The organism is Stutzerimonas chloritidismutans, assembly GCF_020783375.1.
GTDB classification, from domain to species: domain Bacteria; phylum Pseudomonadota; class Gammaproteobacteria; order Pseudomonadales; family Pseudomonadaceae; genus Stutzerimonas; species Stutzerimonas kunmingensis.
Genome location: NZ_CP086067.1, coordinates 3,109,165 through 3,130,226, shown reverse-complemented (window position 1 = coordinate 3,130,226; position 21,062 = coordinate 3,109,165). Strand labels below are relative to the sequence as shown.

Genomic DNA, 21,062 nt, shown 5'->3' with positions numbered 1-21,062 from the left:
TGTTTCAATACAATTTCAGCATGATCGTAACCTATTGATTATTAAGGCCTTAAGCGGCTGGATAAAAAAACACCGATCTGTTGGGCGGCCCCGTAAACAGGGCCTTAGCGGCAACCATCCATAAACTGTTCACAAGGTTATCCACAGCTTCGGTGGATAACATTCACGAGGTCAGGGATGACGCAGGCTGGAGGCAACCCAGATGAAGGCTCCCTGGAATTTCATCCGATATTTTCCGCTCGCGCAGCGTCTGATCAAACGCGGAAAGATCCCCGCGTTACTCTTTGCGGTGGCTCGCAAATCCTCTTCGAAAAGAGGGCTGTTCAAAGGATTGCGAGAAGATCTGGCACTTTTACAGGCGCTTTGCGTAGCCTGGTGGCGTGGCGAGTATCGGGCCATCAGTCCTAATGCATTGATAGCTGTGGTGGCCGGCTTGCTCTACTTCCTGTCGCCAATCGACGCCATCCCGGATTGGCTGCCTGGTCTTGGGTTCGTCGACGATCTGGCTGTGCTGGGCTGGGTAATGCGCAAGTGGTCTGGTGAGTTGGAGGCGTTCAAGGTCTGGAGGCAGGCCCAGACTGCGGATCGGCAGGCATCGCTTCAACGCTTGCCTGCCTTGGACGAACCGAAGGCCAGCGGCCAGCCGAGCTGATAGCAGCGGCGTGTGTAGCGCCGCCGTTTGTCGGTGCCGGATGAGCATTTGCGGTCTCTATCCCGATTCACTAACGCATGCGGCAGGTTGGTAGCTTCAAGGAGCGGCAAGGGCTGTTAAGATTCCGCATCTGATCGAAGACGCCTGGGGAAAATACGGATGAATGTACAGGTCATCATGCGTGACGGCTCGCCGGAATACGCCGTACTGCCGTGGGACGAGTACCAGGCGCTTTTGAATGCGGTCGGTGTCAAATCGGCCGTTGCCACTGATGTCGCACCCAGTGGCGCTCAGTCACGTCCGTCCCTGGTCGAGCTGAGCGCTCTGCGTGAGGCCAAGGGGCTTTCACAAGAGGCGTTGGCGCGCGCTGTGGGGATCAGTCCAGCCTACCTGGGGCTGATCGAGGCGGGAGAGCGCGAACCCGATGCTGCGATTCGTCGAGCACTGGCACGTGCGTTGGAAATTGCCGGCTGGGAGGGCGACGCTTGACGTCAGTATCCATCAGCCGGCACCACTGGCAGGCGCTGCTTGCCGAACTGGATGCCGCTCGCCGGCAGAGACATCTGGTGACCTACCGTGCGCTGGTCGAGCGGCTCCAGTTGCCCACACCCGCCATGCGAACCCTTACCGCCGCGCTGGAGCACCTCGCTGCGCTGGACGCCCGCTCGGAGCGCCCGTTGCGCAGCGCACTGGTCATCAGTCAGGGTGCTAGTCGTTTGCCCCGCACGGGCTTTTTCGAGTGTGCTGCGCGGTTGGGACGCTTCTCGGGGCCGGCGGACGGTGCCGCCGCTGCATCCTGGCATGCGGGAGAAGTGGCGCGCGTTTTCGAGTTCGTTTATTCGGAGGAGCTCTGATGCTGGGCAGGCTGCGTGCAAGGCTCGGTTATTTAACTGCCCGCAAATTGATGACGTCGCACTACGCGGTTCAGCAGCCGAAGATCTGGCGTTGGATGGAAGGGCAATTCGCGCGGATGGCGGCACTGGGCGACGTGGCGGCGCAGAGTTTCTACGGTCATATCCTGTATTTCCGCGGGCGCGGCTATGGTGCCAAGCTGGAAGGCGTTCGCCTTCTAAGGCTGGCGGCCAAGGCGGGAGATGTGAAAGCGGCATATCAGATGGGCGTCATCAGCCTCAGCGAAGATGCCTCCCACGGCCCGGATGGCAGTGAGGCGGCGCGCTGGTGGTCCCAGGCGGCCGAGGCAGGGCATCCACTGGCGGCGGTTCGCCTCGAGCAACTGTATCGTGCCGGCGGCCACGGCCTGGCCGCAGACCCCCAGCAGGCAGATCGTTACAAGGCGAAGGCGGAGCAGCTGGGGTTGTAGGCATCCGCCGTTGGCTGCCCTGCATCGAGCAGGTGGAAGCTCGGGCCGTTCACCTGTTTGGCATAGCGCTTGGCCTCCGAAGCAAGGGCGGCGAGCCTGCCTGCATCCAGGCGGTCAGTGTGCTCCGGGTGCACGCTGACGATCCCGATCGAGAGTGACAGCAGGGCATAGCGCTGTTTACGCCCGTCACGGCTGGTGGAAATAAAGCAGCCGGCCGCGAGGTGTTCTGGCTGGTAGAAGGCGCTGCTGCGAAGCGCGAAGGCGCTGTGCAAGTCGGCAATGCGCTGCTCCCAGTCGTGACCGCTCAGCACCAGCATGAAATCATCCCCGCCAATATGGCCGACAAAATCCATCTGTGGGTCGACCCGGTCGTTCAGGCATTGGGCCAGGCACAGCAGCACTTCATCGCCTTTGGCATAGCCATACAGATCGTTGAAAGGTTTGAAGTTGTCGATGTCGACGTAACAGACCATCGCCCTACGTCGCTGTAGCAGCAGGCGGGTCAGGCACTGCTGGATAGGTACGTTGCCCGGCAACAGTGTCAGGGGATTGGCGTGGCGCGCCTGCTGAATCTTCAGTTCGGTTATCAACCTCAGAACATCGATGACGCGGCCCAGACCGAGGTATTGACCTGCCTGTGTGATGACGAAGTCTTCCTCGATTCTTTGGCGCGCCCGGCTGGTGAGCAAGCGGCTGACCTGTTGCAACGACTGGTCGAGCTCGACAGCGAGGAAATCCGTGCTCATCAGGCGGCTAAGCGGTTTGCGTGCCAGCAGATCGGTGGCGTAGGGCTTGAGCAGCGCGTCGGAAATGAGATTGCGGTGAAGTATGCCGACCGGCCTGGCGTCAACGTCCAAAACTGCGATCGAGTTCAGGGCCGGCTGCAGTCGAAACGCCTCGAGCATTTCAGCGACCGGACGTTCTGCGGACATGGCGGGTTGTCGGATAAGCAGTCCGGACAGGTTGCCGGACTCCTCGCCCAGGACCGCCTGCTGGGCCTCCGGGGGTGGCAGGACCTCGTCGATGTCCTGGGCAGGCAACTCCAGCGGACGTCCAAGCAGATAGCCCTGCACCAGATCGATACCCATGCCGGCCAGCACCGCCAGTTCCTCGCGCAGTTCGATACCTTCGGCGATGACGTGGGCACGCGATGCGCGGGCGATCTTCAGGATGGATTCGACGAACTCGCGCTTCACGGGGTCGAGATGGATGCCGTCGATGAAATAGCGGTCGATCTTCACATAGTCGGGTCGCAGCTCGGACCACAGGCGCAAACTCGAATATCCGGCACCAAGGTCGTCGAGCGCTATGCTGAAGCCCATCGAGCGATAGTGATGAAGCGCCGTGTCCAGCAGCTCGAGATCGTCGGCCGGTGCCTGCTCGGTCAGCTCGATGACCACGTTGTCCGCGGAAATCCCATAGGTGTGCAGCAGCTCGAGCGTGCGCCCGGGCTTGTGGGTCGCGTCAAGTAGCGTTTCCGGTGAGGCGTTGAGAAAGAGCTTGCCGCGTAGCGCCCCCTGGCTGTAACGCCGGCACGCTGTTTCGCGGCAGGTCATCTCTAGTTCGTTAAGCCGGCCGGCGTGGCGTGCTGTGGCGAGCAAATTGATCGGGGAGTGCAGCGGGCCGTTGGATGGTCCACGGCTGAGTGCTTCATAACCGAGAATGCGTCGCTCCGAAAGCGAGACAATGGGTTGGAACAGGGTGGTGATGTCGCCGTGAGCAAGGATATGTCCCAGCGTGCTCAACTGCTCGGTGACTGTCATGGAGGTCTCTGGGTGTGAAAAGAAAAGGGCCGCAGCGCGGCCCTTTCATTTCACGATGTCGTGATGTCAATTTGATGACATCGCAGCGTTCCACTCGATTCAGTGCTTGGCCATCGCCGAGCTGAGACCGAGGTAATCGAGCAGAATGCGCCCGCTCTCGGAGAGGTAGGCATCATCCTCCGGCTTTGGTTTGTCCGCTTCCGCGTGAGGCGTGTTTTCGTCTTCCTTCTCCAGCTTTGCCAGTGGTTCCTCACCTTTGGCCAGGCGCAATGCATTCTCCAAGGCCAGCTGACGCTTCTCGATATCGGCCTGCTGTGCACGCCGCTTTTCTTCATTGAGGCTGACGGTGGTTTCGTGCATCAGCTCCTGGGCAAGCGCCAGGCGATCGCGGGTGAAGACGAAGTCCGGGTTTTCGCCGGTGCGTGCTTCGTGGCGTGCCTTCAGCTCGGCGAGGAACGGCTTGAACGGGTTCATGTCCGGATTGATCGCCGCGCGGATGCTGTCCCAAGGCAGCGCTTCCGGCAGCGCACTCTCACCGATTTCCTTGGTGTCGACATCGGCAGGGTAGCTGATGTCGGGAATCACACCCTGATGTTGAGTGCTCTGCCCGGATACGCGGTAAAACTTGGCCAGGGTCAGTTTCAGCTCACCATGGTTGAGAGGCTGGATCGTCTGCACGGTGCCCTTGCCGAAGGTCTGGCCACCGAGGATTAAGGCCCGGTGGTAGTCCTGCATCGCGCCGGCGAAGATCTCCGAGGCCGATGCCGAAAGACGGTTGACGAGGACGGCCAGCGGCCCTTTGTACAGCGCGCCGGTCTGTTCATCGGCAAGCACGTCTACGCGGCCATCGCTGTTGCGTACCAGCACAGTCGGACCCTGATCAATGAATAGGCCGGTGAGCTCGGTGGCCTCTTGCAGTGAGCCGCCGCCGTTGTTGCGCAGGTCGATGACCACGCCGTCGACTTTCTCTGCTTCCAGTTCGGAGAGCAGCTTTTTTACGTCACGCGTGGTGCTCTTGTAGTTCTGGTCCCCGGCGCGCAGTGCCTTGAAGTCGAGGTAGAACGCCGGAATTTCGATCACGCCGAGCTTGAAGTTCTGCCCCTGGTGTTCCAAGTTCAGCACCGACTTCTTCGCTGCCTGCTCCTCGAGCTTCACCGCTTCGCGGGTAATGGCGACGACCTTGCTGCTCTGGTCATTCGGCGCATTGCTCGCCGGGATGACTTCCAGGCGCACGACCGAACCCTTCGGGCCGCGGATGAGCTTGACCACCTCATCCAGACGCCAGCCTATGACGTCGACCATCTCATCGTTGGCCTGGCCGACGCCGACAATCTTGTCCGCTGGCGCCAGCTGCTTGCTCTTCTCCGCCGGGCCGGCCGGCACCAGGCGTACGATCTTCACGTGCTCGTTGTCACTCTGCAGCACCGCGCCGATGCCCTCGAGCGACAGGCTCATGTTGATGTCGAAATTCTCCGCGCTGTCCGGCGACAGGTATTGGGTGTGCGGATCGTAGGTCTGCGCGAAGGCGTTGATGTAGGTTTGGAAAACGTCCTCGCCACGGGTCTGGTTCAGGCGCGATAGCTGGTTCTTGTAGCGTTTGGTCAGCAGTTCCTCGATGGCCTTCGGCTCCTTGCCGGCGATCTTCAGACGCAATACCTCGTCCTTTACCCGCTTGCGCCACAGGTCATCCAGCTCTGCGGTGTCCTTGGCCCAGGCGGCCTTCTCACGGTCGACCAGCAGCTCCTCGTCGACGCTGAAGTTGAAGCTGTCGACGCCCTTGTCGAGCAGGCTCAGGGCGTAGTTCAACCGGTTCTGCAAGCGCTCGAGATGACGGGAGTAGATGATGAAGCCTGGTTCGAGATTGCCGCCCTTGAGGAAGTCGTCGAACTGGTTGCGCCACTTGCCGAACTCTTCGAGGTCGGATGCCAGGAAATAGCTGCGCGAGGGATCGAGCATCTGGATGTAGCTGTCGAAGATCTTTGCCGAACGCGCGTCGTTCAGCGGCGGCTTGTTGTAGTGATGGCGCTTGAGCAGTTCGACGACGTTCAGGCTGGCTATGACCTGGTCACGATCGGGTTGCAGGTAGTCCCAGTTCTCCGGCGTGCTGACGGCTTTGGCCATCGCCAGGGAAGCGTGAAGGCCGAAAAGGACGGCGAGAACAGTGCAGGTCAGCGTACGTTTCATGGCTTGGGGGCGACGTAAGGCTAGGGAATAACGCATATTAGGCCATCTAAAGTAGGCGCCGGTTCGGTTTTCCGTCCGGCGGTGGAAAGCACAAGCCCGATGGTTGAGGTGGTCAAAGAAGGCCAGCGAGCGATCAGTTGGGTGGGCATAGATAGGAACCACTATGGAGGCAGCATGAAGGCATTGCAAGGTATCGAGGGGCATCTGGAGTGGGCCGAGCGACCGGCTCCGGCGTGCGGCGATGGCGAAATCCGTATCCGTGTGGCTGCTGCCGGGCTGAACCGTGCGGACCTGCTGCAGCGAGGCGGACACTATCCGCCGCCGGCAGGTGTCACCGACATCCTGGGGCTGGAATGCGCAGGAGTGGTCGCCGAGGTCAGTGGGCGCAGCCGCTGGAAGGTGGGCGATCGCGTGTGCACGCTGCTGGCTGGTGGTGGCATGGCCGAGGAGGTGGTGGTCGATGCCCGTCATGCGCTGCCGGCCCCGGAGGGCATGTCGCTGCATGAAGCTGCGGTTATCCCGGAGGTATATGCCACGGCCTGGCTCAATCTCTATCGCCTGGGCGCTTTACTGGCCGGCGACAAGGTGCTGCTGCACGCTGGCGCCAGTGGTGTTGGCTCGGCGGCGATCCAGTTGTGCAAGGCTTTCGGCAATCCCTGCTGGGTCAGTGTCGGCTCGGCCGAGCGGCTGGCCTACTGTGAGTCGCTCGGTGCTCAGGGTGGTGTGCTGCGTGGTGACTCGCTCGAAGCGCTACGCGATTTTGGTCCGTTCGACATGATCCTCGACCCGGTCGGTGCCAAGTACGCCGCATTGAATATGCAGCTGCTGGCGATGGATGGGCGTTGGGTGATGATCGGCTTGATGGGCGGACGCAAGGCCGAGATGGATCTGGCTGGTTTGCTGGCCAAGCGCATCCAGTTGATCGGCTCGACCCTGCGCAGCCGCGACGCCGATTACAAGGCCGGGCTGCTGGCGGAAATGGAAGAGAAGGTCTGGCCGCTGTTCACCCAGGGCAAGCTTTCGCCGCGTCTGGAGCGAACCTTTGCCATCGGTGATGTGGAGGCTGCATTCGAAACGCTGGCCAGCAACACCGTGTCCGGCAAGGTGGCCCTGGTGATCGATAGCGCGCTTTCCTGATCCGCATCGTCCTGATGTGGACGGAGCCAGATTTCGCTTTGCCTTGATGGATCGAGCAGGTTTGCAGTGCTGCAGACCTGCCCGGTGCGGTTCAAGGCAACTGGCTGCTGGCGTAGAACGCGGTCAGTACCTTGACCAGATGCGCCAGGTCCTGGCTACCCGCAAGCTCGCGGATCGAGTGCATGGCGAAGGTCGGCAGGCCGATGTCGACGGTACGCACACCCAGCTGACTGGCCGTGATCGGGCCGATCGTGGAGCCGCAACCCATGTCGCTGCGGGTGACGAAACTCTGCACCGGCACTTCGTTTTCCAGGCAGAGATGGCGGAAGAAGCCGGCAGTTTCGCTGCTGGTGGCGTAGCGCTGGTTGTTGTTCACCTTGATCACTGGACCAGCGTTGAGCTTCGGCCCGTGATTGCCGTCGTGCTTGTCGGCGTAGTTCGGGTGCACCGCGTGGGCATTGTCGGCGGAAATCAGCAGAGAATGGCTGATGGCGCGCTGGAAGTCGTCCTCATCCGGCAGCACGCGACGCAAGACCTGCTCCAGGAACGGGCCATCCGCGCCGCACAGCGAGGTCGAGCCGACTTCCTCGTGATCGGTGCAGACCAGTACGCAGGTGTGCTCGGGTTCGGCGTTCAGCAAGGCCTGCAAGCCCGCAAAGCACGAGAGCAGATTGTCCAGACGCGCGCCGGCGATGAAGTCACCGTGCAGGCCGATGACCGCGGCGCTCTGGGTGTCGTAGAAGCTCAGTTCGAAGTCCAGCACCACGTCGGCGACCAGCCCATGTTCACGGCCGAGCTGATCGGCGAGGAGTGCGCGAAAGTCCGGGCTTTCCTGGCTGGCGATCTGGGCCAGAATCGGCGGTAGCTCGTTCTGCGCGTTGATGGTCCAGCCCTGATTGGCTTCCCGATTGAGGTGAATCGCCAGGTTCGGAATCGTCGCGATCGGAACCTTGAAGTCGATTAGCTGGCTTTCGATGCGGCCATCACGGCTGTAGGTGACGCGGCCGGCCAGCGACAGATCGCGGTCGAACCAAGGAGCGAGCAGGGCGCCGCCATACACCTCGACCCCCAGCTGCCAGAAGCCCTGGCGCTGCAGCTCGGGCTGCGGCTTGACCCGCAGGCACGGGCTGTCGGTATGGGCGCCAACCAAGCGCAGGCCGTGTTCGACGAGCGCCTTGCTGCCCAGCTGGAAGGCGATTATGGCCGAGTCGTTGCGGGTGACGTAATAACGCCCGCTCGCCTCGGTATGCCAGACCTCGCGCTCGTCCAGCGCACGGTAGCCGGCGGCCTGTAGCGCCTGGGCGAGATTCTGGGTGGCATGGAACGGGGTAGGGGACGCCTGCAGATATTCGATCAGGCCTTGGTTGAGAGCTTTGCGCATTTCGGACTCCGGACTGCAAGGTCACGAAGTCTATAGCATTCGACACCTGGTAATAAGCGCACCGGAACCGCCTGCATTTAGTAAGTGCGCGCGATGGCACGTGCTTGTCGTCATCAGAACGGTGCCGGGCACTCGAAGCGTAGGCGCTCGCCGGTTTGCGGGTGGGTCAGGGTGAGCATACTGGCGTGCAGACACAGGCGCTCATGGGCTTGCAGGGCTTGCTCGTGGGCATACAGGCGATCGCCGAGCAGCGGATGCCCGATCGACAGCATATGGACTCGCAACTGGTGGGAGCGGCCGGTGATGGGGGTCAGCTCGACGCGGCTGTAGTCGCCGCAGCGTTCAAGCACGCGCCAGAAGGTCAGTGCGTGCTTGCCCAGCTCGTGGTCGACGACGTGGCGCGGCTTGGTCGGCGGATCGTAGCGCAGCGGCAGGTCAATGCTGCCGCTGTCCTGTTCGGGCTGGCCCCAGCACAGCGCGGTATAGGCCTTTTCCGTTTCACGATCATGGAACTGACGGGACAGCTCACGGTGCGTATCAGCGTCGCGGGCGAGCACGATTAGTCCGGAGGTTTCCCAGTCCAGGCGATGCACGATGCGCGCTTCGGGATAGCCGTTTTCCTGCAGGCGGGTCACCAGGCAGTCACGGTTGTCTTCGGCGCGGCCCGGTACGGACAGCAGCAGGGTCGGCTTGTTGATGACCAGCAGGGCGGCGTCCTGATGGACGATCTCGATAGCGCTTAGAGGCATTCGCTTTTCCACAAACGAAGACGGCGACCCGTGGGCCGCCGTTTCTGTACGCCGGTTTCGCTCAGCGATCCGGCAGGGTGATATTGAGTTCGAGAATCGAGCAGCTGCCTTGGTCCTCGAGTGCAACCTGGACCTGATCGCTGTCGATGTTGACGTACTTGCGGATCACCTCGACCAGCTCTTTCTGCAGGGCCGGCAGGTAGTCCGGCTCGGTGCGCTGGCCACGCTCGTGGGCGACGATGATCTGCAGACGCTCCTTGGCGATCGCGGCTGGGGTTTCCTTCTTCTTGCGTTCACGGAAGAAGTCGAAAAGGTTCATTCGCGGCCTCCGAAAAGTCGTTGCAGGAAGCCCGGCTTCTTGACGTCGAGGAAACGGTGCGCGACTTCCTTGCCGAGCAGACGGTCCACGGCGTCGCTGTACGCCTGGCCGGCATCGCTCTGGTCGTCGAGAATCACCGGGATACCCTGGTTGGAAGCCTTGAGTACGGCCTGCGACTCGGGGATCACGCCCAGCAGGCGGATGGAGAGGATTTCCTCGACGTCTTCGACGCCGAGCATTTCGCCCTTGGTGACACGCTCGGGGTTGTAGCGGGTCAGCAGCAGATGTTCCCGAATCGGCTCTTCACCGTTCTCGGCGCGACGCGATTTGCTCGCCAGCAGGCCGAGCATGCGGTCGGAGTCGCGAACCGAAGAAACTTCCGGGTTGGTGACGACGATGGCTTCGTCGGCGAAGTACATCGCCAGGTGCGCGCCCTTCTCGATACCGGCCGGGGAGTCGCAGATGACGTACTCGAAATTCTTGCCTAGTTCGTCGATGACCTTGCCAACGCCTTCCTGAGTCAGCGCGTCCTTGTCACGGGTCTGGCTGGCGGCCAGCACGTAGAGGTTCTCGAGACGCTTGTCCTTGATCAGGGCCTGGGTCAGGGTTGCATCGCCATTGATGACATTGACGAAGTCGTAAACCACCCGGCGTTCGCAGCCCATGATCAAGTCGAGGTTCCGCAGACCGACGTCGAAGTCGACGATGACAGTCTTGTGGCCGCGCAGAGCGAGGCCGGTACCGATGGCGGCGCTGGTGGTGGTTTTACCAACGCCACCTTTGCCGGAAGTGACTACGATGATCTTGGCCAAGGTGATTCACCCTAAATATTTAAAAAATCGGGACCTTTCGCCGGTTTCAGCGTCAGGATTACCCGTTTGGTCCTTGAAAATTCGCGGCAGTATCCGTTAAAGGCGGGTGATGTTCAACACGTCGCCGGAGAGGCTGATCTGTACCGCTTCAGCCCAGAGAGGATCGCGTCGTAGGTCCTCGGCGACCTTGTACTGGCCGGCGATGGAGACCATTTCAGCGGTGAGTTGCTGACAGAAGATCCGCGCCGAAGTGTCGCCCTTGATGCCCGCCAAGGCGCGGCCGCGAAGCGGACCGTAGACATGGATGTTGCCATCGGCAAGAAGTTCCGCACCGGGGCTCACGGGAGCGAGAACGATGAGGTCGCCGCCTTGCGCGTAGACCTGCTGGCCGCCGCGGATGGGGGTGGTCACCACGCGGGTCGGGCGATACACCGGCTCGACCGGTTTGGCCGGGGTTTTCGAGCCCAGGTCGACCTGTCGTTCCCGAGCACCTGAAGGCGGCAGCACCGGCAGATCGAGCACCGCCGCCGCCTCGAGGTGGGACGGTTCGCTGGCGCGCAGGGCCAGGGTACGCAGACGATGCTTGCGGCACAGGCTGACCAGGGCAGCGATATCGATCTCGCGAGCCGCCTCCGGCAGCTTGTCCAATGCCAGCACCAGCGGGGTGTTATTGAAGAAGTCCGGCGCCTGCTCGACCTTGGCCGCGAGTTGCTCGTCGAGACGCTCGATGTCGTTGCTGGCGAGTTCCAGCACGGTGATGGCGAGCATGCTGCCCTTGAGCTGGAAGGCTGGGGACTGATCGGTGAGGTCGGCTTGGCTCATGGTCTGTCTGCTACGGTAAATGGCGAGGACTTATAGCGGGGCGCGTCGCTGCCTGCAACCCGCGAGCGGTCTGTGAAGCGATCGCCGGTGTGCTTGGGCTCGGTCAACGCAGGCGTTTGCCGCTAGAATGCGTCGCTTCTTCGGTTGTCGAGCTATTCATGGATCGTCCTCAGTTTCGTGCGTACTTCCTGCACCCGCGCTTCTGGCCGCTGTGGCTGGGCCTGGGCGTGCTGTGGCTGCTGGTCCAGTTGCCATATTCGGTTCTGTTGAAACTGGGGCGCGGGCTTGGCGCACTGATGTTTCGTTTCGCCGGTTCGCGTCGCTACATCGCCCGGCGCAATCTGGAGCTGTGTTTTCCCGAACTCAGCCAAGAGCAACGCGAACGCCTGCTGCGGGAGAACTTCGCCTCGAACGGAATTGCCTTCTTCGAAATGGCCATGAGCTGGTGGTGGCCCCAGGCTCGCCTGCAGCGTCTGGCCAGGATAGAGGGCCTCGAGCACCTGCAGCAGGCCCAGGCCGCAGGCCAGGGCGTGATCCTGATGGCGCTGCACTTCACCACGCTGGAGATCGGCGCCGCGCTGCTCGGCCAGCTTCACACGATCGATGGCATGTATCGTGAGCACAAGAATCCGCTTTTCGACTTCGTCCAGCGTCGCGGGCGCGAACGGCACAACCGTGATGCGAGTGCCATCGAGCGCGAGGATGTACGGGCGATGCTCAAGGTGCTGCGCGCCGGGCGCGCCATCTGGTACGCACCGGATCAGGACTACGGGCGCAAACAGAGCCTGTTCGTGCCGCTGTTCGGTATCCAGGCGGCGACCGTGACTGCCACGACCAAGTTCGCCCGGCTGGGCAGGGCGCGTGTCGTGCCCTTCACCCAGGAACGCCTGGCGGACGGTTCGGGGTATCGACTGGTGATCCATCCACCGCTGCAGAACTTTCCGGGTGAAAGTGAAGAGGCGGACTGTCTGCGGATCAATCAATGGGTGGAAGAGGCGGTCAGTGCATTGCCCGAGCAATACCTCTGGGCTCATCGCCGCTTCAAGACCCGCCCGGCAGGCGAACCCGGTCTGTATAGAAAGAGGAAAACGCGTTCGGCCGCCTAGCGGGCGGCCGTTTGCGTCGGGCCTGTTGCTTCACGGCAGAACGACGTGGACTTCAGGCCAACGTACCGTCCCGGAAGTCTCGCAATGCCTGCTCGATCTCTTCTCGGCTGTTCATCACGAACGGCCCGTACTGCACGATCGGCTCACCCAGCGGCCGGCCCGCCAGCAGCATCAGACGGGCGCCACGTTCGCTGGACAGATTGAGCTCGCCGTCCTGGGACATCTGAACCAACTGGCCTTTGCTCGCCGCCTGCTCGCCCACCCGCAGCGTCCCTTCATAGACGTAGAGGAGCAACCGATGCCCCTCCGGCACTTGCGGCGAGACGGCACTCTCGGCTGGAAGCTGCAGGTCGAACAGCAGAGGCTCGGTATCGGGCCGCTGCACGATCCCGTGCTGCTCGATATCGCCGGCCTTGAACACGCCGGCGATGACCTTGGCCTGTACGCCGCCCGGCAGGGTGAGTCGCGGTATTTCGGCCGGGGCGAAATCGCGATAGTCCGGATCGCCGAGCTTGGCGTGGGAGGGCAGGTTCAACCACAGCTGGAAGCCGCGCATGGTGCCTTCCTGCTGCTGCGGCATCTCGCTGTGAATGACGCCACGCGCTGCGGTCATCCACTGCACGCCACCGCTCTCCAGCAACCCCACATTGCCCATGTGATCCTCATGGCGCATGCGCCCTTCGAGCATGTAGGTGATGGTTTCGAAGCCGCGATGCGGATGGGGCGGGAAGCCGGCGATGTACTCGTCGGGGTCGTTGGAACCGAACTCGTCGAGCATCAGGAACGGATCGAAGCGCTCCGGGGCAGCGCCGCCGAAGACGCGGGTCAGGCTGACGCCGGCGCCATCGGATGTGGCGCGGCCGCTGGTGATGGAAAGAATTTCGCGCTGGGACATGATCGAATGCCTCTCGGGTTGAATTCGCCAAGAGTAGGTGGGTTGCTTCGATCAATGGGTGCGTAATATCGCTACAAAAGATCGATTAAGTGGATTATTCCTCTACCAGCAGATCTCGCGCCCGGCTGTAGACGTAGCGCACCTTCTCGTATTCGAACGGCGAATTGAGCTGACCGTAGCGGAAGCTGGTGACATGCCGCGCATTGACAGCCCGCAGCGCCGTCAGGCCCAACTCGCCCCCGGTGGTTTCGGAATACTGCAGAAACTCCACCTGCCGCTCGACGGCGAAGTCGGCCACGCGGCCCGTGGTGTCGCGCAGGTTGGACGGGCCCAGTGCCGGAAGAATCAGGTACGGCCCCTGGGGAACGCCCCAATAACCGAGGGTCTGGCCGAAATCTTCGCTCTGACGCGGCAGCCCCATGCGCGTTGCCGGGTCCCAGAGGCCGCCCACACCCAGGATGCTGTTGAACAGGAAACGTGCGGTGGCGTTCGCCGCGCGCTGGCCCTTGAGTTGAGCCAGGCTGTTGAACAGCGTCGGCACTTCGCCGAGGTTGCTGAAGAAATTGCTCACGCCAGTGCGCACCGGCCGCGGCGTGACGTAGCGATAGCCGCGCACCACCGGCAGCATCACCCACTGATCGAGCCGATAGTTGAAGTGGTAGATGCGCCGGTTGACCGACTCGAACGGATCGTAGACGTCCAGTGCCTGGAAGGTGGCGCGCTCGAACTCGCGCTGATCCAGGCCGGGATTGAACTCCAGATTGCGCAGCGGATGGGTGAAACCATCCTCATCCACCTTCGGCGTTTCGGCGAAGGCCAGACCACTCGCCAGAAGCAACGGCAGCAGCATTCCTTTAGCCACGGAAGAACTCCAGCATGTGTTGAGTGTTTACGCGGTAGTTGAGGTTGCCGCAGTGGCCGCCTCGCGGATAAAGGGTCAGGCGATCACCGAAGGTACGACGCAGGAAGCCGAGGTCACCCTCGCCGAGGATCAGGTCGTCGGCGTTGTGCATGACGGCGATCTTCGGACTCTGGCGCAGGTAATCCTCCAGCGCGTACAGGCTGACCTGCTGGATCAGCTGGGTCAGGCTGCCGCCGTCGTACTGGGCGCGCCACATCGGAATCACCTGCTCGGTGATGTAGCAGTCGAAGCTGCACAGCAGTGCGCGCTTGAAGAACGGCTCCAGACGGGTGCCTTCGTTGATCGGATACTCGGGCGGCGTGATCAGGCCGCGACGGTTGATCAGGTCGGAGGTGAAGGTGATATCCGCGGCGGAGAAGCGGAACACCGAACCGATGAGCATCGCCATCTGCTCGTCGCTGAGCTTCAGGTTCGATTGCTGGAAATCGTAGAGAACAGCCTCGTCGAGGTCGATATAGCCCTTCTGACGGTAATAGCGCGTGAGCTTTTCCAGAATCACTTCGTAGAAGGTGGTGTGGTCGTTAATGCCTTCGACGCGGGTCTGCACCAGTTTGTCCAGGTTGCTGACCGAGGTGTAGAGGTTGACCGGCGGATTCAGCAGCAGCACGCGCTTGAAGTTGAAGCTGCGACGGGTTTCGTCCAGCTGGCTGACGAACGCGGCATTCAGGGCGCCGAGGCTGTAGCCGGTGAGGTGGTACTCGGTGACGGGCAGCTTGTGGTGCTGCGCGCGGACCGCCTGCATGACCCGGTACAGGTCTTTGGCATCGTCGCTGCTGATGCCGGGTGTTGCGTAGCGCGAGGCGGCGGACATGAAGTCATAGCTGGTCGGCGACGACAACTGCACCACATGGTAGCCGGCGCCGTAGAACAGACGCTTCAGGGCTTCGGTCTTGCCTGCCGAATAGCGCGCGCCGGTACCGGAAATGATGAACATGAGTGGCGCGGGGCCGCTTTGCCGAGCGAGCCGATAACGCAGCTTTTTGACCGGCCAGAAGTTGTCCGGCAGGGTGAACTCGCGTTCGGGACGCAGGCGCAGGTTGTAGTCGGCCTGGTCGATATCGTCATCGGTCGGCACTTCGGCGCGTAGCTCGTTGGGCGTACCGGCGATCGTGGCTTCGAAGGGGTTGGACAGCGGGAAGCCGTACTCCTCGACAGTCAGGTCGGCGGCGTGGACAGGCGCAACGACCAGGGCGAGCAGGGCGGTCAGGCGCAACAACAGCTGCATGGTGCTTCTCCGTTAACAGGCCCGGTTGGCCTGTGGCAAGGCAGCGACGGCGTCCCGCGCTACCTGTCCCAATAGAACTGCATCGGCCGCACAACGCAAGCCAACTTCACTATGGCAGCGCGGTTGCGGATTCGATCCCTGCGCAGGATGAGAAATGACGAGGCCTCAGGCGTGATGGTGCAGCCAGGCATGTTTGGGGATGGGCATCTTGCCTGCCGGACTGCGTTCGAAACGCTGCCAGAGCTTCTCGTGGAAGTAGAAGCCCACCGAGTTGCACAGCGGTTCGACGGTGGCGACCAGGCCGCCAATGGCGATGCTGCCAGTCAGTGCATAGGTCACCGAAAAGGCGATGCAGAAGTGCATCAGGGTGAACGTCACGGTCTTCAGCATGGCCCCGTCTCCTTGTGCAGTCGAGAATCGTTCTCGCGATGGAGAGAGTCTGGTCGAGCCCGGGCAATGTCTGAAATCAACGTTTCGCATGTGCGACATAGCGCCACACTATTTGTATGTGGATTTGTTGCGGCGCCCCATTTTCCGCGGCTGAACGGCTCTACGACGGGTGTTTTTGTGAACTGCATTCAGACCAAAGTCGGGTGGTGTTCATCCGACCCAAGCCTAAAGTAGCCGCCCCTGCTCCCACCGGGGGGTAGCGACCGTGGAGACAGATTCCAATGCACAATGAAAATGTTTACCGGCAGATCTATGCCAATCCGCGTTTCCAGGAGCTGGTTGCCAAGCGCGGCCGTTTTGCCTGGCTCCTATCGGCTGTCATGCTCAGCGCCTACCTGGCGTTCATCCTGCTGATCGCCTTCGAGCCAAGAATCCTCGGCATTCCGCTGTCCGCCAATACGGTGACCACCTGGGGTATCCCGGTTGGCGTCGGGGTGATCTTCATGGCGTTCATCCTGACCGGTGTCTATGTGCAGCGTGCCAACGGTGAGTTCGATCGCATCAACCAGGAAATCCTCAACGAGGCACAGCAATAATGATCCTGCGTTTTCTGATGACTGCCCTGCTGTTGGCAGTCTCGCCTGTGCTTCTCGCCGATGCCATCACCGGCGAAGTCCAGAAACAGGCCACCAACTACACCGCCATCATCATGTTCGTGGTGTTCATCGTGTTCACCATGGGCATCACCAAGTGGGCGGCCAAGCGCAACACCTCCACGGCTGACTACTACACCGCGGGTGGTAGCATCACCGGCTTCCAGAACGGCCTGGCGATCGCCGGCGACTTCATGTCGGCGGCATCCTTCCTGGGCATTTCCGCGCTGGTCTACACCAGTGGCTACGACGGCCTGATCTACTCCATCGGCTTCCTCGTCGGCTGGCCGATCATCCTCTTCCTGATGGCCGAGCGCCTACGCAACCTGGGCAAGTTCACCTTCTCCGACGTGGCGTCCTATCGCCTGGGCCAGACTCAGATCCGTCTGCTCTCGGCGTTCGGTTCGCTGATCGTGGTGGCCTTCTACCTGATCGCGCAGATGGTCGGCGCCGGCAAGCTGATCCAGCTGCTGTTCGGCCTGGACTACTACGTAGCCGTGGTGCTGGTCGGTGTGCTGATGGTCATGTACGTGCTGTTCGGCGGCATGCTCGCCACCACCTGGGTGCAGATCATCAAGGCGGTCCTGCTGCTGTCCGGCGCCTCTTTCATGGCCATCATGGTGATGAAGAGTGTCGGTTTCGACTTCGGCAGCCTGTTCGCCGAAGCAGTGAAGATCCACGAGAAAGGCGCTCAGATCATGAGCCCGGGCGGCCTGGTTTCCGATCCGATCTCGGCGATCTCCCTCGGCCTGGCGCTGATGTTCGGCACCGCTGGCCTGCCGCACATCCTGATGCGCTTCTTTACCGTCTCCGACGCCAAGGAAGCGCGCAAGAGCGTGTTCTACGCCACCGGCTTCATCGGCTACTTCTACATCCTGACCTTCATCATCGGCTTCGGCGCGATCCTGCTGGTCAGCACCAACCCGGACTTCAAGGACGTGACCGGCGCCATCGTCGGCGGCACCAACATGGTCGCCATCCACCTGGCCAGCGCGGTGGGCGGCAACCTGTTCCTCGGCTTCATCTCCGCGGTCGCCTTCGCCACCATTCTCGCCGTCGTGGCGGGTCTGACCCTGGCCGGTGCCTCGGCGGTTTCCCATGACCTCTATGCCTGCGTGATCAAGCAGGGCAAGGCGCGGGAAGAGGACGAGATGCGCGTGACCAAGCTGACCACCCTGACCCTGGGCGTGGTGGCGATTCTGCTCGGCATCATCTTCGAAAAGCAGAACATCGCCTTCATGGTCGGCCTGGCATTCTCCATCGCCGCCAGCTGCAACTTCCCAGTGCTGTTCCTTTCCATGTACTGGAAGGGCCTGAGCACCCGCGGCGCGCTGTTCGGTGGCTCGCTGGGGCTGTTCACTGCGTTGCTGCTGACCATCATCAGCCCGACCGTATGGGTCGACGTGTTCGGTTATGCCGAGGCGATCTTCCCCTACAAATACCCGGCGCTGTTCTCGATGGCCGCCGCGTTCATCGGCATCTGGTTCTTCTCGGTCACCGACAAGTCCAAGCGTGCCGGCGAGGAGCGCGAGCGCTTCTTCGCCCAGTTCGTTCGTTCGCAGACCGGCCTGGGTGCCACCGGTGCCGTCGCGCACTGACGCAATGCTGGCAGAAACAAGGGCAGCCCTCGGGCTGCCCTTTTTTTTGTGGCGCAGGTCGCTCGTGCAGCTATAACGAGCCCATGCTGCCGCCATATTGCCTGCCCGGAACCGCGCGGTCAGCCCCATGAGCCGCGGGTTTGCCAAGGGCATTCAGCAGTCTGATGGATGCCGGTCCGTGCCCCGGCATTCGCTAGACTCGCTGCCACTACCCGAACAACAAAAGGCAGCACAACGATGCACAACCGCATGATGATTACCGGTGCCGGCTCCGGGCTCGGTCGCGAGATTGCCCTGCGCTGGGCGCGTGAGGGCTGGCAGCTGGCGCTTTCCGATGTCAACGAAGGCGGCCTGGCCGAAACCCTGAAAATGGTCCGCGAAGCGGGCGGGGACGGCTTCACCATGCGCTGTGACGTGCGTGACTACAGCCAGCTGATCGCCTTTGCCCAGGCCTGCGAGGAGAAGCTTGGCGGCATCGATATCGTGGTCAACAACGCCGGTGTGGCTTCCGGCGGCTTCTTCGACGAGCTGTCGCTGGAGGACTGGGACTGGCAGATCGCGATCAACCTGATGGGCGTGGTCAAGGGCTGCAAGGCGTTCCTGCCGTTAGTACAGAAGAGCAAGGGCAAGATCATCAACATCGCGTCGATGGCGGCGCTGATGCAGGCACCGGGCATGAGCAACTACAACGTGGCGAAGGCCGGCGTGGTGGCGCTGTCGGAAAGCCTGCTGGTCGAGCTGCGCCAGGCCGAGGTCGGCGTGCATGTGGTCTGCCCGTCGTTCTTCCAGACCAACCTGCTGGATTCCTTCCGCGGCCCGACGCCGAACGTGAAGGCGCAGATCGGCAAGCTGCTGGAGTCCTCGCCGATTACTGCGGCGGACATCGCTGACTACATCCACCAGCAGGTCGCCAAGGGCGAGTTCATGATCCTGCCGCACGACGAGGGCCGTATGGCCTGGAAGGTCAAGCAGCAGAACCCTCAGGCGATCTACGACGAGATGGCGCTGCTGGCCGAAAAGAAACGCGCCAAGAGCAAGGCGCTCTGAGACTGCCCGGCCGCTTCGGCGGCCGCTGCGGTTGCCTCGGGGAGAGGCGGGGAGTAGGGTTGCCTGTCCGGCTTTTTTCGCCGTAACCCTATGGATCGCTTGTGAATTTTCCCTCCCGCGGGCTGCTGATGCTGGCCCTGGTCCTGGCTGCCATCAACCTGCGCCCAGGTATTACCTCCTTCGCTCCGCTGATCGAGCGCATCGCCGAAGAGCTTTCGCTTTCTCGCGGTCTGATCAGTCTCACCACGGCCTTGCCGGTTCTGCTGATGGGCTTGCTCGCCCCCCTGGCGCCGCGGCTGGCCGTGCGTTTCGGGCTGGAGTGCAGCATCGCGCTGTGCCTCGGGCTGATCGGCGTGGCATTGCTGTTGCGGCTGTTCGGCCACAATGCCGTTCTGCTGATCGGCACCGCCGGGCTGGTTGGCGCCGGGATCGCCGTCGCCGGGCCGCTGCTGTCCGGTTTCATCAAGCGCTACTTCCTCGAACGCATGGGCCAGACCGCCGCCTGGTACTCGCTGAGCATGGCGGTCGGCGGCACCCTCGGCGTAGTGGTGACGGCGCCGGCCACCGAGGTGATGGGGCAGGACTGGACGCGTGGCCTGGCGCTCTGGGCGCTGCCGGCCCTGGCTGCGCTGCTGATCTGGTCGCGCTTGCCCAATCAGCCGGAAGCCGCCAGCGAGAGTCGTGCCGGTTTGCCCTGGAAGGAGCCTCGGGCCTGGTTGCTCAGTGTCTACTTTGCCCTTCAGGCGGGGCTGTTCTACGCGCTGGCCACCTGGCTGGTGGCTCGTTATCACGAGGTTGGCTACAGCCTGCTGCAAAGTAATGCGTTCTTCAGTGGTTTCATGCTCATCGGCCTGCCGAGCGCCTTTGCCATGCCCTGGCTGGCGCAGCGGCTGGGCAATCGACATCGAATCATGGCGGCGTGCGGTGGGTTGGCGACCCTTTGCCTGGCAGCAATCGCTCTGGCACCGAGCTGGCAACCACTGGTGGTCTGCATGCTGCTCGGCGTCGCGCTCAACGGCACCTTCTCCCTGGCGCTGATCTCGCCGATGTACGAAGCCAATACTCCGTTGGCGGTCAGCCGGCTGACCGCGATGATGCTCTGCACCGGCTACTGCCTGGCGTGCCTGACTCCGGTACTGGCCGGGCTCGGGCGTGATCTGGCGGGTGACTATCGCATGCCGTTCCTGGTCCTCACCGGCATGGCGGCATGCATGTCGTTGTTGGCGATGCGCCTGCGGCCACGGCATCAGGATTGCTGAACCGTCCCGAGGCTGTGGCCTGTTTCACCACTTCCCAAGCCGCGGGTGACCCGCCCGCCGCGCTGTGCTAGAAAGCTCGCCGTCCCAGTTCATCCCTGCGTTTCGGAGTTTCGAGTGGAGTCTGAATCCATCGTTTATGGCTGCATCCGTGATTGGCCTTCCGCCGACCCCGAGCAGTGCCGCCAGCGCCGGGCGAACAATCTGGCTGCCGTGCAGGCGTTGCCGCAGGGCGAGGCCTGGCCCTTCATCGGTCGCGAAATGTTTTCCTTCTGCCGTAACGAGGAACTGGGCCTGTACCAGACCCAGGTGATCCACTTCGGTGCCAGCTACCGCGCAGTGGAGTACGAGTGGGCGCTCTGGGTCCAGCGTTTCGAGGAGCTGCTCAAGCAGTTGTACTGGACCAGCGCGGTGGTGCACCTGGAAACCGAGCTCAACGGCACCCACACCTTTCGCTGGGAAACCGATACCGGCAGCCACAGTCCGCAGCAGAGCGACCTGCGCATGCGCTGTGCCTGGGAGCGGGAGAGCGGTCTGTTCGGCTGAAACGCGCGGCGGCGTTCAGTCCAGCCACTCGCGCGGCACATCGCGCCTGAGGGCCAGCTGGCATTGCTGACTGTCGGGGTCGAAGACGATCACCGCCTCCCCCTTGTCCAGCGCGCGGCGAACCCGTGTCACCCGGGTTTCAAGCGGGGTTTCGTCACCATTATCGGTGCCATCGCGGGTGACGAAATCTTCTATTAGGCGGGTCAGGGTGTCCGGTTCGAGCTGGTCGTGCGGTATGAGCATGGGATTTCTTCGGGTGAGCCGGTTTGCCACAAGGCCGGCGG

The 21,062-nt window shown here is 62.3% G+C and carries 23 protein-coding genes; 11 read left to right on the top strand and 12 right to left on the bottom strand.

Annotated elements, in window-relative coordinates; translation table 11 throughout:
* The first annotated feature begins 202 nt into the window (after positions 1-202).
* The 4 genes from LLJ08_RS14430 (at position 203) to LLJ08_RS14415 (ending at position 1,973) form a co-directional block, all read left to right on the top strand.
* Positions 203-652 (top strand): YkvA family protein, encoded by a 450-nt coding sequence (locus LLJ08_RS14430; protein WP_228207332.1) that lies wholly within the window; start codon positions 203-205, stop codon positions 650-652.
* Positions 653-811: 159 nt separating this feature from the next.
* On the top strand, positions 812-1,141 hold the full coding sequence (locus LLJ08_RS14425) for a helix-turn-helix transcriptional regulator (RefSeq protein WP_014819782.1): 330 nt from the start codon (positions 812-814) through the stop codon (positions 1,139-1,141).
* Positions 1,138-1,506 (top strand): hypothetical protein, encoded by a 369-nt coding sequence (locus LLJ08_RS14420; RefSeq protein ID WP_003301276.1) that lies wholly within the window; start codon positions 1,138-1,140, stop codon positions 1,504-1,506. Before LLJ08_RS14425 ends, LLJ08_RS14420 begins: the two co-directional genes overlap by 4 nt.
* Complete coding sequence (locus LLJ08_RS14415) at positions 1,506-1,973, top strand: SEL1-like repeat protein (protein ID WP_023445463.1); 468 nt, start codon at positions 1,506-1,508, stop codon at positions 1,971-1,973. Before LLJ08_RS14420 ends, LLJ08_RS14415 begins: the two co-directional genes overlap by 1 nt.
* Here LLJ08_RS14415 and LLJ08_RS14410 read toward each other — a convergent pair.
* Entirely contained in the window at positions 1,940-3,736 is a 1,797-nt protein-coding gene (locus LLJ08_RS14410; RefSeq protein WP_228207331.1) for a bifunctional diguanylate cyclase/phosphodiesterase, read from the bottom strand. The two genes, LLJ08_RS14415 and LLJ08_RS14410, sit on opposite strands and share 34 nt — an antisense overlap.
* 99 nt (positions 3,737-3,835) lie before the next feature.
* Complete coding sequence (locus LLJ08_RS14405) at positions 3,836-5,920, bottom strand: carboxy terminal-processing peptidase (RefSeq protein ID WP_228207330.1); 2,085 nt, start codon at positions 5,918-5,920, stop codon at positions 3,836-3,838.
* Positions 5,921-6,094: 174 nt separating this feature from the next.
* On the opposite strand from LLJ08_RS14405, the gene LLJ08_RS14400 reads away from it, so the two are divergent.
* Entirely contained in the window at positions 6,095-7,057 is a 963-nt protein-coding gene (locus LLJ08_RS14400) for an NAD(P)H-quinone oxidoreductase (protein ID WP_228207329.1), read from the top strand.
* A gap of 91 nt (positions 7,058-7,148) precedes the next feature.
* On the opposite strand, the gene LLJ08_RS14395 is transcribed toward LLJ08_RS14400, so the two are convergent.
* The 5 genes from LLJ08_RS14395 to minC form a co-directional block, all read right to left on the bottom strand.
* Entirely contained in the window at positions 7,149-8,438 is a 1,290-nt protein-coding gene (locus LLJ08_RS14395; protein WP_228207328.1) for a M18 family aminopeptidase, read from the bottom strand.
* A 113-nt stretch (positions 8,439-8,551) separates the two neighbouring features.
* Complete coding sequence (locus tag LLJ08_RS14390) at positions 8,552-9,187, bottom strand: RluA family pseudouridine synthase (protein WP_044314585.1); 636 nt, start codon at positions 9,185-9,187, stop codon at positions 8,552-8,554.
* A gap of 61 nt (positions 9,188-9,248) precedes the next feature.
* Complete coding sequence (minE, locus tag LLJ08_RS14385) at positions 9,249-9,506, bottom strand: cell division topological specificity factor MinE (protein WP_003301267.1); 258 nt, start codon at positions 9,504-9,506, stop codon at positions 9,249-9,251.
* The gene (minD, locus tag LLJ08_RS14380) at positions 9,503-10,318 is read right to left on the bottom strand and encodes a septum site-determining protein MinD (RefSeq protein WP_003301265.1); all 816 of its coding nucleotides are present in this window, start codon (positions 10,316-10,318) and stop codon (positions 9,503-9,505) included. The genes minE and minD overlap by 4 nt, the downstream gene beginning before the upstream one ends.
* Before the next feature lie 96 nt (positions 10,319-10,414).
* Complete coding sequence (gene minC / locus LLJ08_RS14375; RefSeq protein WP_228207326.1) at positions 10,415-11,140, bottom strand: septum site-determining protein MinC; 726 nt, start codon at positions 11,138-11,140, stop codon at positions 10,415-10,417.
* Between the two features lie 158 nt (positions 11,141-11,298).
* On the opposite strand from minC, the gene LLJ08_RS14370 reads away from it, so the two are divergent.
* Entirely contained in the window at positions 11,299-12,246 is a 948-nt protein-coding gene (locus LLJ08_RS14370) for a lipid A biosynthesis lauroyl acyltransferase (protein ID WP_228207325.1), read from the top strand.
* A 52-nt stretch (positions 12,247-12,298) separates the two neighbouring features.
* Here LLJ08_RS14370 and LLJ08_RS14365 read toward each other — a convergent pair whose 3' ends face one another.
* The 4 genes from LLJ08_RS14365 to LLJ08_RS14350 all read right to left on the bottom strand — a co-directional run bounded on the left by LLJ08_RS14365 (position 12,299) and on the right by LLJ08_RS14350 (position 15,678).
* The gene (locus LLJ08_RS14365) at positions 12,299-13,141 is read right to left on the bottom strand and encodes a pirin family protein (RefSeq protein ID WP_228207324.1); all 843 of its coding nucleotides are present in this window, start codon (positions 13,139-13,141) and stop codon (positions 12,299-12,301) included.
* A 94-nt stretch (positions 13,142-13,235) separates the two neighbouring features.
* Positions 13,236-13,991, bottom strand: a complete 756-nt coding sequence (locus tag LLJ08_RS14360) for an MlaA family lipoprotein (RefSeq protein WP_228208948.1) — start codon at positions 13,989-13,991, stop codon at positions 13,236-13,238.
* A gap of 4 nt (positions 13,992-13,995) precedes the next feature.
* Positions 13,996-15,288 (bottom strand): alpha/beta fold hydrolase family protein, encoded by a 1,293-nt coding sequence (locus tag LLJ08_RS14355; RefSeq protein WP_014819792.1) that lies wholly within the window; start codon positions 15,286-15,288, stop codon positions 13,996-13,998.
* 165 nt (positions 15,289-15,453) lie between these two features.
* On the bottom strand, positions 15,454-15,678 hold the full coding sequence (locus LLJ08_RS14350; RefSeq protein ID WP_042926122.1) for a DUF2061 domain-containing protein: 225 nt from the start codon (positions 15,676-15,678) through the stop codon (positions 15,454-15,456).
* A gap of 281 nt (positions 15,679-15,959) precedes the next feature.
* Here LLJ08_RS14350 and LLJ08_RS14345 point away from each other — a divergent pair, with 281 nt between their 5' ends.
* The 5 genes from LLJ08_RS14345 (at position 15,960) to LLJ08_RS14325 (ending at position 20,778) form a co-directional block, all read left to right on the top strand.
* Entirely contained in the window at positions 15,960-16,274 is a 315-nt protein-coding gene (locus LLJ08_RS14345; protein ID WP_125862343.1) for a DUF485 domain-containing protein, read from the top strand.
* On the top strand, positions 16,274-17,929 hold the full coding sequence (locus LLJ08_RS14340; RefSeq protein ID WP_003301252.1) for a cation acetate symporter: 1,656 nt from the start codon (positions 16,274-16,276) through the stop codon (positions 17,927-17,929). The genes LLJ08_RS14345 and LLJ08_RS14340 overlap by 1 nt, the downstream gene beginning before the upstream one ends.
* Before the next feature lie 237 nt (positions 17,930-18,166).
* Entirely contained in the window at positions 18,167-18,976 is an 810-nt protein-coding gene (locus LLJ08_RS14335) for an SDR family oxidoreductase (RefSeq protein WP_014819796.1), read from the top strand.
* Positions 18,977-19,104: 128 nt separating this feature from the next.
* Positions 19,105-20,235: an MFS transporter gene (locus tag LLJ08_RS14330; protein WP_228208947.1), complete on the top strand. Its 1,131-nt coding sequence runs from the start codon at positions 19,105-19,107 to the stop codon at positions 20,233-20,235.
* Between the two features lie 114 nt (positions 20,236-20,349).
* On the top strand, positions 20,350-20,778 hold the full coding sequence (locus tag LLJ08_RS14325; protein WP_003301247.1) for a hypothetical protein: 429 nt from the start codon (positions 20,350-20,352) through the stop codon (positions 20,776-20,778).
* A gap of 15 nt (positions 20,779-20,793) precedes the next feature.
* Here the strand turns inward: LLJ08_RS14325 and LLJ08_RS14320 are convergent, their stop codons facing one another.
* Positions 20,794-21,021: a YheU family protein gene (locus tag LLJ08_RS14320; protein ID WP_003301246.1), complete on the bottom strand. Its 228-nt coding sequence runs from the start codon at positions 21,019-21,021 to the stop codon at positions 20,794-20,796.
* Positions 21,022-21,062: the final 41 nt, after the last annotated feature.